General features: G+C 68.0%; 9 protein-coding genes. 7 read left to right on the top strand and 2 right to left on the bottom strand.

What is annotated here, in order from left to right; translation table 11 throughout:
- The first annotated feature begins 150 nt into the window (after positions 1-150).
- From VF522_RS24580 to VF522_RS21460, 6 genes are all read left to right on the top strand, one after another.
- The gene (locus tag VF522_RS24580) at positions 151-798 is read left to right on the top strand and encodes a DUF7002 family protein (protein WP_414709570.1); all 648 of its coding nucleotides are present in this window, start codon (positions 151-153) and stop codon (positions 796-798) included.
- 536 nt (positions 799-1,334) lie between these two features.
- Positions 1,335-2,531, top strand: coding sequence for a hypothetical protein (locus VF522_RS21480; RefSeq protein ID WP_330910361.1), 1,197 nt, complete (start codon positions 1,335-1,337; stop codon positions 2,529-2,531).
- 402 nt (positions 2,532-2,933) lie between these two features.
- Positions 2,934-4,169: a 3-methyl-2-oxobutanoate dehydrogenase (2-methylpropanoyl-transferring) subunit alpha gene (locus tag VF522_RS21475; protein WP_330910360.1), complete on the top strand. Its 1,236-nt coding sequence runs from the start codon at positions 2,934-2,936 to the stop codon at positions 4,167-4,169.
- Between the two features lie 59 nt (positions 4,170-4,228).
- Complete coding sequence (locus tag VF522_RS21470; protein WP_414709571.1) at positions 4,229-5,233, top strand: alpha-ketoacid dehydrogenase subunit beta; 1,005 nt, start codon at positions 4,229-4,231, stop codon at positions 5,231-5,233.
- Between the two features lies 1 nt (position 5,234).
- Entirely contained in the window at positions 5,235-6,410 is a 1,176-nt protein-coding gene (locus VF522_RS21465; protein ID WP_330910358.1) for a dihydrolipoamide acetyltransferase family protein, read from the top strand.
- A gap of 214 nt (positions 6,411-6,624) precedes the next feature.
- Entirely contained in the window at positions 6,625-7,578 is a 954-nt protein-coding gene (locus VF522_RS21460; protein ID WP_330910357.1) for an alpha/beta fold hydrolase, read from the top strand.
- A 396-nt stretch (positions 7,579-7,974) separates the two neighbouring features.
- Here VF522_RS21460 and VF522_RS21455 read toward each other — a convergent pair whose 3' ends face one another.
- Positions 7,975-8,304 (bottom strand): AzlD domain-containing protein, encoded by a 330-nt coding sequence (locus VF522_RS21455; protein ID WP_330910356.1) that lies wholly within the window; start codon positions 8,302-8,304, stop codon positions 7,975-7,977.
- 13 nt (positions 8,305-8,317) lie between these two features.
- Positions 8,318-9,073 carry an AzlC family ABC transporter permease gene (locus tag VF522_RS21450; RefSeq protein WP_330910355.1) on the bottom strand — a complete coding sequence of 252 codons (756 nt, stop codon included), beginning with the start codon at positions 9,071-9,073 and terminating at the stop codon, positions 8,318-8,320.
- Between the two features lie 235 nt (positions 9,074-9,308).
- On the opposite strand from VF522_RS21450, the gene VF522_RS21445 reads away from it, so the two are divergent.
- Positions 9,309-13,601 (top strand): DEAD/DEAH box helicase, encoded by a 4,293-nt coding sequence (locus VF522_RS21445; RefSeq protein WP_330910354.1) that lies wholly within the window; start codon positions 9,309-9,311, stop codon positions 13,599-13,601.

Here is a 13,601-nt window from a genome sequence, read left to right as displayed (position 1 = left end):
AGGAACACCTCGCGCCGAGTCTTCTTCCGCTTGCCGGCGTACTCGGCGTCCGCAAAACTTATCTGGCTCATTCGCGCAGGCTCCTTTGCATCAATCAACGCGCCGCGGCATGATCGGTGGACTTATTCAGACCTTCCCTAGCGAAGCTGTATGCGAGTAGATAACTTAATCGCCCGGTATCCGGTGCTCTATCACATGGCGGAGCGTGGCAGCTGGCCGAGCATACGTGAAAGGGGACTGCTCTCTACGACAGCAAGCCTAGACCTCGCAACTGTTTCAGCCGAAACTCGCATCCAACTTGAAAGCCGGCGGCGCCCAACGAGCGTCACGATCACCTTGGAGGATGAATCAGCTCTGGTCCTCCGCGACCAGAAGCCCATGAGTGATGCACGTCTCGCGAACTGCCTACAGGACGGCATTACTCCCCAGCAATGGTATGAGTTCCTAAACGGCAAGACGTTCTTCTGGGCGACGCTTGCTCGACTGCACACGCTTCTCGCGGCGTATGGAGAGCAAGAGCACGACGTTCTCATCGTTGATACGCAGTCGCTCGTTCGCGCTCACGAAGCGCAGATGTGGCTTTGCCATATGAACTCAGGGAACACCACGCCTTGGGCCCATCCTCGCAATTACGACGTTTTCAAACGGATAGATGAGTATCCAGTCACTAGCACTGGTCGCCCCGCTAAGGAGATCGCCGAGGTGGTTGTTGATTACTCCGTCCCCGACATTGCGAAGCACGTCAGAGAGGTTCGTCGGATGCAGGGGCAAGAAGTCACGGTGGCTAATCCGTACTAACCAAGGCTCTAGCGGGTGGTCCGTCAATCATCGGTTGGTACCAGGTAGTCAAGCAATGCCGATGGCCCGCGATTCGCGTACTTCTGGTAGTTGTCTTCGGGTCGCAAGTACCTTAGTTCAGCGAACTCGAAGCCTGCCGACCGGTCTCGGCGACTGGTGTCATTCGCACGGCCCGTCCTGACCGACCGCCCCCAGTCTGAAGCCACAGTTCGAATCGACCGCGTCAGGGACCAATTCAAGCCGGGACTGTGAGTCCAAACGCTCGCTCCGAATCTGACCGCCAGCGCCAGCCTCCGGCATCGCCCGCGAGCGACGGGCAGTGACACGCCAGCGGCCAATAAGCGCAACTTGGATAGCCGTCAACTCGATGGGTGGCGCAGCGCGCTAGAATTCAAGCAGGCGCCCGCCGTACTTGCACGCGAGTAGAAAAAGGCAATCTTCTTCATCGTCATTGATCACCCTTCTGGGCCCTCGTCGTCGGGGACTTAAACGCGTGCTTCTAACTCGACTCGGCGAGGCTGACCGAAGGAAGACTCATGACCGTGAAAGAACTTGCGCATGCTGCGCAGCAAACTATCCAGACCCAAGCCGGCTGCAACGTCAAACGCAGTCATGTGCATGAACTCCTAGCCGCTGCGTTCGGCTTTTCCTCATGGGCCGCGTTCCTGTCCGAAGCGGTGCTCGCTGACAACGCGGTGGGCGATGCGCCATCGGGCGGATTGCCTCGGGTGATCGGCCGGGCCCTTCAACTCCAGTATGCGCCAGGCGTGGCATCCGAGATGGCCGGCGCGCTGCTGGACTTCGTCGCCCAGCGCCAGATCTCGTCTGTCCGGTGGTCCGCGTTGGACGACCTACTCACCCCCGCCGTGCGTTTGGTGGAGGACGACGGGCTGGACGAACAAGACCATTGGGAGGACGACGACGAGGAGGTGGCCGCCAAGGCAGCCATCGGATTAACTCGGGATAGGCTGCTGCAGTCCCCATTGCTCTTGCACAGCCTGGAGCGTGCGGCGCAGGAGCCGAACCCGAAGGCACATCATCTTCTGGCGGCGCTGTACGAATGCGAGCCGCCGAACCCTTACTTGTACGAGGAGTCGCTCTGCGGCCGGTCTCTAACCTCCGTGGAGAGGCGCTGGGTTGATGAGTACCTTCGGTTGGAGCCGCAGTTCCGCCGCTACGAGACCCACCTCAAGGCGGCAGCGCTGGGTGGCATTCGAGCCGCTGCACTCAAATATGCCGCTGCATTCGACAACCAGGAGTTCTTTCGGCTGGCAGAGCGCATGTCTGGCGACGTGGATGCCACATGGATGGCCGAGATTGCGCCGACACCAGAATCGCGTGCTTTGTGGTTGCGCAATGCAGCGGAGCAGGGGTCCACATCGGCGCTGGAGGAACTGGCCCAAGGGGGAGACGAGTGGGCGGAGGAGCGCCTGGCGGAATCAGGAGATGCGCAATGGCTGCGGAACGCGGCCGAGCGTGCATTGGCTAAGGGGGCTCCCCTGAAGGCGTGGATTTGGCAGTACGTCGCGCTTGCGAATGGAGCTGACCTCACGCGCTCAACCATGGCTGCGTACCACGATGGAGGTCAGCGCGACGGGGACTTCTATGACAGCGACTTTGGTGGTGCCTTGTATGTTGCTGGCGAGGAGGGGTTGGTGTTGCCGAAGTTGGAGTCCCACGAGCATCGGACCGCAAAGGCCAAGGCTGACCACATCCTCCACCGCGTGCCGTAGGGGGAAGTAGGCCGGCTCGATCATTAGGTTGGCGCGGCTCACAGTGCTCGATTGGCGCCAATGTCGGGTATCGGCGACCGCCGTCATCCGGCGGTCGAACCTGACCGACCGCCCCCAGTCTGAAGCGGTCATCACCGACGGTGCATCGGGCCTGAAAGGTTCTACCGGCGCAGTAGCAGCGTGACGGCTGCTTCCGACCCCGAAGCGGACATTTGCGCAAAACCGCACCCCTGCGATTCAAGCGATTGCCATCCTGTCGGTCAGCCGACAATCAACGATGCCACTACCTAGCGCGCCGCTCAGCGCGCTCATGATCTGACTGCTGTGCAGTGCATGGCCCGGCCCGGCCCCAAGGTACTCATCCACCCTGCACAATCTCCCGCACCCCGTCGGAGACAACGGATGAGCTCCCGCCCTCCCCTCCACCTCCACGTCCCGGAGCCCTCGGCCCGCCCGGGCAACCTCACGGACTTCTCCTACCTGCACCTGTCCGAAGCCGGTGCCGTGCGACGCCCCCCCGTCGACACCTCCCACTTCGACACCCAGGACCTCGCCTACGACCTGATCCGCGTCCTCGACCCTGAGGGCAAGGCCGTCGGCCCGTGGGCGCCAGACGTCTCTCAAGACCAACTCCGCCGTGGCCTGCGCGCCATGATGAAGACCCGCATCTTCGACGCCCGCATGCTCGTCGCGCAGCGGCAGAAGAAGATCTCCTTCTACATGCAGTGCCTCGGCGAGGAGGCGATCGCGGTGGCGCACGCGCAGGCGCTGGAGCCGGGCGACATGTGCTTTCCCACCTACCGCCAGCAGGGGCTGCTGCTCTCGCGCGACGACATCGCCATGTCCGAGCTGATGTGCCAGCTGATGTCCAACGAGCGCGATCCGCTCAAGGGGCGGCAGCTGCCGGTGATGTATTCGTACAAGCGCGCCGGCTTCTTCTCGATCTCGGGCAACCTCGCCACGCAGTTCATCCAGGCGGTGGGCTGGGCGATGGCGTCGGCGATCAAGGGCGACACGCGCATCGCCTCGGGCTGGATCGGCGACGGCGCCACGGCTGAGGCGGACTTCCACACGGCGCTCACCTTCGCGCACGTGTACCGCGCGCCGGTGATCCTGAACGTCGTCAACAACCAGTGGGCGATCTCCACCTTCCAGGCCATCGCCGGCGGCGAGTCCACCACCTTCGCCGCGCGCGGCGTGGGCTGCGGCATCGCCTCGCTGCGCGTGGACGGCAACGACTTCCTCGCGGTCCTGTCCGCGTCGCGCTGGGCCGCGGAGCGCGCGCGCTCCAACCTCGGGCCGACGCTGATCGAGTGGGTGACCTACCGCGCCGGCGCGCACTCCACCTCGGACGATCCGTCCAAGTACCGGCCCGCCGACGACTGGCAGCGCTTTCCGCTCGGCGACCCGGTGCAGCGCCTGCAGCAGCACCTGGTCTCCATCGGCGCCTGGTCCGAGCAGGAGCACCAGCAGGTGCAGGCCGAACTCGAAGCCGAAGTGGCGGCGGCGCAGAAGGAGGCCGAGAGCCACGGCACGATGCTGGACGGCCACATCCCGAACGCGGCCACCATGTTCGAGGATGTGTACGCCGAGATGCCCGAGCACCTGCGCCGGCAACTTCAGGAACTCGGAGCCTGATCATGCTGGCGAAGACGAAGCACTCTCCCGACGACAGCGCCGCCGGCGCGGTGCGGCCCATGACGATGATCCAGGCGCTGCGCTCAGCGCTGGACGTGATGATGGAGCGCGACGACAACGTGGTGGTGTTCGGGCAGGACGTCGGCTATTTCGGCGGCGTCTTCCGCGTCACCGAAGGCCTGCAGGCGAAGTACGGCGCCCCGCGCTGCTTCGACGCGCCGATCAACGAGGGCGGTATCGTGGGCGCGGCCGTGGGCATGGCAGCCTATGGACTGCGGCCGGTGGCGGAGATCCAGTTCGCCGACTACTTCTATCCGGCCAGCGACCAGATCGTGTCGGAGGCCGCGCGCCTGCGCTATCGCACGGCGGGCGACTTCACCTGCCCGCTCACCCTGCGCATGCCCTGCGGCGGCGGCATCTACGGCGGCCAGACGCACAGCCAGAGCCCGGAGGCGCTGTTCACGCACGTGTGCGGCCTGCGCACCGTGATGCCCAGCAACCCGTACGACGCCAAGGGGCTGCTGATCGCCGCCATCGAATGCGACGACCCGGTGATCTTCCTGGAGCCCAAGCGGCTGTACAACGGGCCGTTCGACGGTCATCACGATCGGCCCGTGGTGCCGTGGTCGAAGCACGAACTGGGCAACGTGCCCGAGGGCTACTACCGCGTGCCGCTGGAATCGTCCGCGGTGTTCCGCGCCGGCACGCAGCTCACGGTGCTGGCCTACGGCACCATGGTGTGGGTGTCGCAGGCGGCGGCAGAGGAAAGCGGCGTCGACGCCGAGATCATCGACCTGCGCTCGCTGTGGCCCATGGACCTGGACACCGTGGTCGCCTCGGTGAAGAAGACGGGCCGCTGCGTGATCGTGCACGAGGCGACGAAGACCAGCGGCTTCGGCGCGGAGCTGTCGGCGCTGGTGCAGGAGAACTGCTTCTATCACCTCGAAGCGCCGATCGAGCGCGTGGCGGGATGGGACACGCCGTATCCGCACGCGACCGAGTGGGCGTATTTCCCCGGGCCGGAGCGCGTGGCCGCGGCGTTCAAGCGGGCGATGGAGGCTTGAGATGGGCAGCTATTCGATCCGCGTGCCTGACATCGGGGAAGGGATTGCGGAAGTGGAACTCGTGGCCTGGCGCGTGCAGCCGGGGGAGATGGTGAAAGAAGACCAGTCGGTTGCGGACGTGATGACGGACAAGGCGACGGTGGAAGTGCCGTCACCGGTGTCGGGGACGGTGATGTCGCTGGGGGGGAAGGTGGGGCAGGTGCTTGCCGTCGGCTCCGAACTGATTCGTCTCGACGTGGAAGGCGCGGGGAACTTGAAAGAGACTGCAGTCCCCCCTCCCCCTTCGGGGGAGGGAGCAATTGCAATACACAAACCGCTTGCGTCTCCTTCCGTCCGCCATCACGCCCGCCAACTCGGCATCGATCTCGCCTCCATCCGCGGCAGCGGCCCCGGCGGCCGCATCACGCACCAGGATCTCGAAACGCCTCCTCCCTCCCCTGCCCGCGCCTTGCAGCCGCGCGAAGGCGAGGAAGCCGTTCCCCTCACCGCCCTGCGCCGCCGCATCGCGCAGAAGATGCAGGAGTCCAAGCGCCGCATCCCGCACTTCAGCTACGTGGAGGAGATCGACGTCACTTCCCTCGAAGAAGTGCGCGCGCAGCTCAACGCACGATTCGGCGCGACGCGCGGCAAGCTCACGCTGCTGCCCTTCATCGCCCGCGCGGTGGTGATCGCACTCGACGACTTCCCGCAGATGAACGCGCGCTTCGACGACGACGCCGGCATCGTCACGCGCTATCGCCCCGTGCACTTGGGCATCGCAACGCAGACCGATGCCGGCCTCGCCGTACCGGTGCTGCATCACGCGGAAGCGCAGGACCTGTGGGGACTCGCGAGCGAGATCACGCGCCTCGCGGAGCTCACGCGCAGCAACAAGGCCAAACGCGAGGACCTCACCGGCTCCACGCTCACCCTCACCAGCCTCGGCCCGCTGGGCGGCCTCGTCACCACGCCGGTGATCAATCACCCCGAGGTGGCGATCGTGGGCGTCAACCGGATCGTGGAGCGGCCGATGTTCCAGGGCGGCGCGGTGGCCGCGCGCAAGCTGATGAACCTGTCGTCCTCGTTCGACCACCGCGTGGTCGACGGCATGGACGCCGCGCGTTTCATCCAGGCCGTGCGCGCGCTGCTGGAACAGCCGGTGCTGCTGCTCGTGGAGCACGCGCATGAAGGAACGTGACACCACCTGCGACGAGGAACTCACCCGTCCCGTGCTGGAAGGGGTAGCGGCAGGAATGTCTCCCGACGTCATCCCCGCGCAGGCGGGGACCCAGGGCATTGAAAGACGCGCCCGCGGGCGCGTTTCCGGGTGCCCTGGATCCCCGCCTTCGCGGGGATGACGAAGGGACGCGGGGATGACGAAGGGGTGCGGGGATGACGAAAACGGACACGCCATGATCTTGCACCGCCTGCCCCTCACCGCCGGCCACGTCATGCACGTGGAAGAACACGGCAATCCCGCCGGCCTGCCCGTGCTCTTGCTGCACGGCGGCCCCGGCTCGGGCAGTTCGCCGCTGCAGCGGTCCTTCTTCGATCCGGACGTGTACCGCATCCTCTGCCCGGACCAGCGCGGCGCCGGCCAGAGCACGCCGCGCGGCAGCATCGAACACAACACGCTGCAACACCTCCTCGCGGACCTGCGCCTGCTGCGCGCGCACCTGCAGGTGGACCGTTGGCTGGTGGTCGGCGGGTCCTGGGGGGCGACGCTCGCGCTGCTCCACGCGCTCGACCAGCCCGACGCGGTGGCGGGACTCCTCCTGCGCAATGTGTTCCTGGCGCGGCCCGTAGACATAGCCGGCTTCTTTGCCGCCGCGACGAACACGCAAGTTCTCGGGTGGGCTGCGTTGCAGCGGCAGGCCGACGCCGCGCGCTGTTCGCTGGTGGAGTCCCTTGCGGATCTGTTCGCCACCGGCGGGCCCGCCGCGCAGCGCGAAGCGGCTGCGTGCTGGTGGCGAAGCGAGCAGATCCTTTCAGGCGACGATCACGCGCCGACGCCCGGCGACGCACAACTGGAAGTGCTGGCCGACCGCTATCGCATCCAGAGTCACTACCTGCGCCATGGATGCTGGATCGCGCCTCCGGGTCTTCTCGCGCGCTGCGATGCATTGCCGGCGGTGCCGACATTGATCCTGCAAGGCACGGAGGATGCGATGTGCCCGCCCGGAGGTGCGCTCGCACTCGCGCACGCTTGCGGTGCGCGAGCCGCGTTGCGCCTGGTCCCGGGCGCCGGTCACGACCCACGCCATCCCGCGATGGCCGAGGCGATGCGCCAGGCCTTGCAGGCTTATGCGAGGTCGCGAAGTTTCGCCGCGGCTTGCGACCGATCGACGTCTAAGAATGCGGCTTAGGCGCGTACACCTGGAAGCATGCGTATCCTTGGAACATCCAGTGCCCTCGCCTAACCTTCCGAGCCACGCATCGTGGTTGAACGGAGGTATGTGATGGATCGGACGAACAAGCAATGGCTGGCGGTGCCCCTCGCGTGCGTGCTCCTCGGACTTGCGGGGTGCGCGATGCTCGAAAGCGAAACCACGACGACGTCGCAGGCACCGGAACGGAGCATCATGGGCGCATCCTCGCGGTACGTTCCGGCTTCGCTGAGCGCGAGCGACTGCATGAAGTTCGAGGCGATGCCGTACGAATGCGAGGTTCTCCTGCGGAGGTAGAGGGAAATCAGGAAAGGCGGCGCGCTGCGGCGCCTTTCCTGGAAGCCCTCGATCCCCGCCCGCGCGATGGCGGAATAGCTACCAGCCCAGTCCGAACTTCAGCACCAGCATCACCCCCGTCCCGCACAGGATCGTGCCGAGCAGGTCCTGCTTGCGCGTGTAGAACGCCAGCCCCGCGATGGCGCCGAAGATCCGCGCGTCCTTCCAGGTGTGGACGAGGTGACCCTGCGTCATGACGATCTCGGGCGCGACCACGGCGATCAGCGCGGCGACCGGCGCGTAGCGCAGGCCTTCGCGCAGCCAGCGCGGCATCGGCAGGTCCTGCTCCGGGATCAGGAAGAACGCGCGGCACAGGAGCGTGACGGCGCCCATGCCGAGGATGGTGAAGAAGATTTCGAGCGGGCTCACGATGTCCGGGGCCTCAACGTTTGGGATCGGGCCGCACGTGCTGCAGCAGCACGCCGACGGCGACCGCGGCGGAGATCGCGACGACGATGTTCAACCGCAACGGCAGCGCGTAGGCAGCCACGGCCGCGCAGGCGGCGACGAAGGCCGCGACCCAGGTCGAACGGCTGCGCAACTGTCCGCAGGCGAGTGCCAGCAGCGCCATCGTGCCCGCGAAACCGATGCCCGTTTCCGTGGGGATGCCGCTGCCGGCGACGATCCCGGTGATGACCGCGGCTTGCCATGCGGCGTAGTTCACGAGGGCGGCGCCCAGGAAGTAGTCCACCTGTCCCGGCTCGCGCTGCGGATCGGGGTAGCGCCGCGCGAACGCCGCGAAGATCGTGTCGCCCATGAAGTAGCTGAGGGCGATGCGGCGGCGGCGCGGCAGGTGCGCGAAGTACGGGCGGTACTGGTAGCTGAAGACCAGGAAGCGCAGGTTGACGCAGGCGGCGGTGGCCCACACGACCCACATCGGTGCGCCGCTCGCGATCAGCGGCAGGGCCGCCACCTGCGAAGAGCCGGCGAAAACCAGGACGGACATCAGGATGGCCAGCGGAATGCCCATCCCGCTCTTGGCCATGGCCACACCCGCGACGAGGCCCCAGGCGCTGATGCCGAGCGTCATGGGGGCGCTGTCGCGCATGCCCGCCCGGAACATGGGACGCCGCATGGTGGCGAGGATCCTGCGCTTCACGCGCGCGATGCGAAGGGACAGGTCCGGTTTTTCTGCCATGGGCGGCTGTATTGTCGTGCACGCGGCGCCACTTGCAGCGCGGCCAGGGAAAAGTTCACGTCGTCATCCCCGCGCAGGCGGGGATCCTGGGCTTCCGGGAAACGCGCCGCCGGCGCGTTTTTCCATGCTCTGGGTCCCCGCCTGCGCGGGGATGACGGAGGAGTGATCGCCTTGACCTCGACCGGATCGCCCCCACTTGCGACGTTCCCCGCGCCGCCGTCCGAAAATCCCCCCGATGTCCCTCCTCCCGTTCCACCCGGCCGTCGCCTCCTGGCTGGAGCACCGCTTCGGCTGGCCGACGGAAGCGCAGGCTCAGGCGTGGGCGGTGACTTCACAGCGCCGCCATGCGCTGATCGCCGCGCCGACCGGCTCGGGCAAGACGCTGGCGGCCTTCCTCGCCGCCATCGACGAGCTCGTGCGGGAAGGGCTGGCCACGGGCCTCACGGACGAGGTCCACGTCCTCTACGTGTCGCCGCTGAAGGCGCTGTCCAACGACATCCGCAAAAACCTGCAGGAGCCGCTGGCCGGCATCCGCGAGGAACTGGCCGCGCGCGGCCTGCCCGATGCCGGCATCCGCAGCGCCGTGCGTACCGGCGACACGCCCACGGCCGAACGCGAGCGCATGCGCCGCAAGCCGCCGCACATCCTGGTGACGACGCCGGAGTCGCTCTACATCCTGCTCGGCTCGGAATCGGGCCGCGCCATGCTCAAGTCGGTCAAGAGCGTGATCGTCGACGAACTGCACGCGGTGGCCGGCAGCAAGCGCGGCTCGCACCTGATGCTGTCGCTCGAGCGCCTGGAAGCGCTGTGCGCGCGGCCGCCGGTGCGCATCGGCCTGTCGGCCACGGTGAAGCCGCTCCAGGAGATGGCGCACTTCCTGGTCGGCGAGCGCGACGAGGAAGCCACGATCATCGATGCCGGCCACATCCGCGAACGCGACCTGGCGATCGAGATGCCGCGCTCGCCGCTCGGCGCGGTGATGCCGATCGAGGTGTGGGACGAGCTGTACGACCGCCTCGCGGACCTGGTGCACCAGCACCGCACCACGCTGATCTTCGTCAACCAGCGCCGCATCGCCGAGCGCATGGCGCGTCACCTGGCCGAGCGGCTCGGCGAGGAACACGTCACGGCGCACCACGGCAGCCTCGCGCGCGAGCATCGCCTGCAAGCCGAGCAGCGACTGAAGCAAGGCGAGCTCAAGGCGCTGGTGGCCACCAGTTCGCTGGAACTGGGCATCGACATCGGCGACATCGACCTCGTGTGCCAGATCGGCTCGCCGCGCAGCATCAACGCCTTCCTGCAGCGCGTGGGCCGCGCGGGTCACGCGATCGGCGCCATCCCCAAGGGCCGGCTGTTCCCGCTGGCGCTGGACGACCTGCTGGAATGCGCCGCCCTGCTCGACGCGGTGCGCCGCGGCGAACTCGATCGCATCCGCGTGCCGGACAAACCGCTGGACGCGCTGGCGCAGCACATCGTGGCCGAGACCGCCTGCCAGGAATGGCCGCTCGATGCGCTCTATGCCTCGCTGCGGCGTGCCGAACCCTATCGCGATCTCGCGCTGAAGGAGTTCGAGGACGTCGTGCACATGCTTGCCGACGGCTACAGCACCCGCCGTGGGCGCCGCGGCGCCTATCTGCACTACGACGCCGTGAACCGCATGCTGCGGGCCCGTCGCGGCGCACGGCTCGCCGCCGTCACCAATGCGGGCGTCATCCCCGACCAGTTCGACTACGACGTCGTATTGCAGCCCGAGGGCCACCGCGTCGGTACGCTCAACGAGGACTTCGCCTTCGAGAGCCTGCCGGGCGACATCTTCCAGCTGGGCAACGCCTCCTACCGCATCGCGAAGGTCGAGACCGGCAAGGTGATGGTGGAGGACGCCAAGGGCCAGCCGCCGACGATGCCGTTCTGGCTCGGCGAAAGCCTGGGCCGCACCGACGAACTGTGCGAGGCCGTGTCGCGGCTGTGCGAGACGGCGGACACGCTGCTCGCCGAAGGCGTGGAGGCCTGCGTGCGCTGGCTGCACGAGGCCGTCGGCCTGCCGCAGGCGGCGGCGCACCAGCTCACGCTGTACCTCTCCGCGGCCCGGAACGCACTGGGCGTGCTGCCCACTCAGCGCCGCATCGTGTTCGAGCGCTTCTTCGACGAGGTGGGCGACACGCACCTGGTGATCCACTCGCCCTACGGCTCGCGCATCAACCGCGCCTGGGGCCTGGCGCTGCGCAAGCGCATGTGCCGAAAGTTCAACTTCGAGCTGCAGGCCAGCGCGCTGGAGGACAGCATCGTGCTGTCGCTCGGGCCCACGCACAGCTTCCCGCTGGAGGAAGTGCAGCATTACCTGAAGTCCGCGACCGCGCGCGACGTGCTGGTGCAGGCGCTGCTCGACGCGCCCATGTTCGGCACGCGCTGGCGCTGGAACGCCACCGCCTCGCTGGCGGTTCGCCGCATGAACGGCGGCCGCAAGGTGCCGCCGCAGTTCCAGCGCTCCGACGCCGAGGACCTGCTCACCGTGGTGTTCCCCGACCAGATCGCCTGCGCCGAGAACCTCGTGGGCGAGCGCGAAATCCCGGACCATCCGCTGGTGGCGCAGACGCTGCACGACTGCCTGCAGGAAACCATGGACGCCGACGGTTTCCTGGCGCTGCTGCGGCGCATCGAGGCGGGCGAGGTGGAGATCGGCACGCGCGAGCTCACGACGCCGTCGCCGCTGGCGTACGCCATCCTCAATGCCAAGCCCTATGCCTTCCTGGATGGCGGCGCGGCGGAAGAGCGCCGCACCAAGACCGTCCGCACGCAGCCGCTCGACGAGCTGCAGACGGCACAGGACGTGGGCCGCCTCGATCCGCAGGCGATCGCACGCGTGCGCGAGGACGCGTGGCCGGAGATCGCCGATGCGGAGGAATTGCACGACGCGCTGGTGGTGCATGGCTTCCTGGCGGTGGAGGAAGTCGACCCGCCGGAGCTGGTGCGCGCGTTGACCGAGCAGCGGCGGATCACGACGATGCAGGTGGGCGCCACGCTGTACGTGGCGGCGGAGCGGCTGCACGAGATGCTGGCCGTGTTCCCGCAGGCGAAGCTGGAGCCGGCCATCGACCCGGTGCACAAGGAGCGCCCGGCGAGCGAAGACGCCTTGCGCGAGATCCTGCGCAGCCGCCTCGACCTGCTCGGCCCCGTCACGCCCGACGCCCTCGCCGCCCCGCTGGGCCTGCGCGGCGCGGACGTACTGCCTGCCCTGCTGCAGCTCGAAGCCGAAGGCGCCGTGATGCGCGGCGCCTTCACCGCGCCCGGCGCGCAGGAGTGGTGCGACCGCCGCCTGCTCGCCCGCATCCACCGCATGACGCGCGAGCGCCTGCGCGCGGAGATCCAGCCGGTGCCGCCGGCGCAGTTCATGCGCTTCCTGTTCCGGTGGCACCAGCTCGCCGGCAGCGAGGGCGACGAGCGCCGCGAAGGAGAAGGCGGACTGGCCGACGTGCTGCGGCAACTCGAAGGCCATGCCGCGCCCGCCTCGGCGTGGGAGGAAGACCTGCTGCCCGCGCGCGTGGGAGACTACCAGCCCGCCATGCTGGACCGCCTGTGCGCCGTCGGCCGCATCGCGTGGTGGCGGCCGACGGAAGCGGCGGAAGCCGCCAATCGCAAGTCGGGGCCGATCCGCGGCACGCCGGTGCTGCTGTGCGAGCGCGACGCGCTGCCGCACTGGCAGCAAGCAGCCGGCGCCGCGCCCGAGGACGAAGCAGCGCTCTCCGGACCGGCGCGCCTGGTGCTCGACCTCCTGCGCCGCCATGGCGCGAGCTTCTTCGCCGACCTGCAGCGCGACGCCCGCATGCTGGGCACGCAGGTGGAGCAGGCACTGTCCGAACTGGTGGCGCACGGCCTGGCCACCTGCGACTCCTTCGCCGGACTGCGCGTGCTGGTGATGCCCGCGGACAAGCGCAACAAGCTGCGCCGCCGCGGCAAGGGGCACGATCCGATCGACGATGCGGGACGCTGGTCGCTCACGCGCCGCCTGCAACCGCCGGAGGCCTCACCGGGCGCACTGGCCGCCCCGCACATCGAGCACATCGCCCGCGTGCTGCTGCGCCGCTACGGCGTGCTGTTCCGCAAACTGCTGGAGCGCGAGGAAGGCCTGCCGCCCTGGCGCGAGCTGTATTACGTGCTGCGCCGGCTCGAAGCGCGCGGCGAGATCCGCGGAGGCCGCTTCGTCAGCGGCTTCTCCGGCGAGCAGTTCGCGCTGCCCGAGGCCGCCGCGGCGCTGCGCCGCACGGCGAAAACGCCCGGCCGCGAGCGCGTGGCGATCTCCGCGGTCGATCCGTTGAATCTCGCGGGCATCGTCGTGCCCGGCGACAAGGTGCCGCGCCTGCCGGGCAACCGGCTGCTGTTCGAAGGCGGCGTGCCGGTGGCCGTGCAGGCCGGCGGCGACGTCCGCTATCTGCAGCCGCTGGAGCCCGCCGCGCAGTGGGAGGTGAAGAACCTCCTGATCCGCAAGCAGCAGCCGGCGAGCTACGTCCTGCCGCCGCCGGGGATCTCCTGA

Source organism: Ramlibacter sp. (genome assembly GCF_036383835.1).
Classification (GTDB): Bacteria; Pseudomonadota; Gammaproteobacteria; order Burkholderiales; family Burkholderiaceae_C; genus Ramlibacter.
The sequence above is the reverse complement of the archived record's forward strand: the minus strand, read 5'-3'. Positions and strand labels throughout refer to the sequence as shown.

Excerpts from the sequence above, each read along its gene's own strand:
- VF522_RS24580 (WP_414709570.1), top strand. The coding sequence starts at position 151 with ATGCGAGTAGATAACTTAATCGCCCGGTATCCGGTGCTCTATCACATG.
- VF522_RS21480 (WP_330910361.1), top strand. The coding sequence starts at position 1,335 with ATGACCGTGAAAGAACTTGCGCATGCTGCGCAGCAAACTATCCAGACC.
- VF522_RS21475 (WP_330910360.1), top strand. The coding sequence starts at position 2,934 with ATGAGCTCCCGCCCTCCCCTCCACCTCCACGTCCCGGAGCCCTCGGCC.
- VF522_RS21470 (WP_414709571.1), top strand. The coding sequence starts at position 4,229 with ATGACGATGATCCAGGCGCTGCGCTCAGCGCTGGACGTGATGATGGAG.
- VF522_RS21465 (WP_330910358.1), top strand. The coding sequence starts at position 5,235 with ATGGGCAGCTATTCGATCCGCGTGCCTGACATCGGGGAAGGGATTGCG.
- VF522_RS21460 (WP_330910357.1), top strand. The coding sequence starts at position 6,625 with ATGATCTTGCACCGCCTGCCCCTCACCGCCGGCCACGTCATGCACGTG.
- VF522_RS21450 (WP_330910355.1), bottom strand. The coding sequence starts at position 9,073 with ATGGCAGAAAAACCGGACCTGTCCCTTCGCATCGCGCGCGTGAAGCGC.
- VF522_RS21445 (WP_330910354.1), top strand. The coding sequence starts at position 9,309 with ATGTCCCTCCTCCCGTTCCACCCGGCCGTCGCCTCCTGGCTGGAGCAC.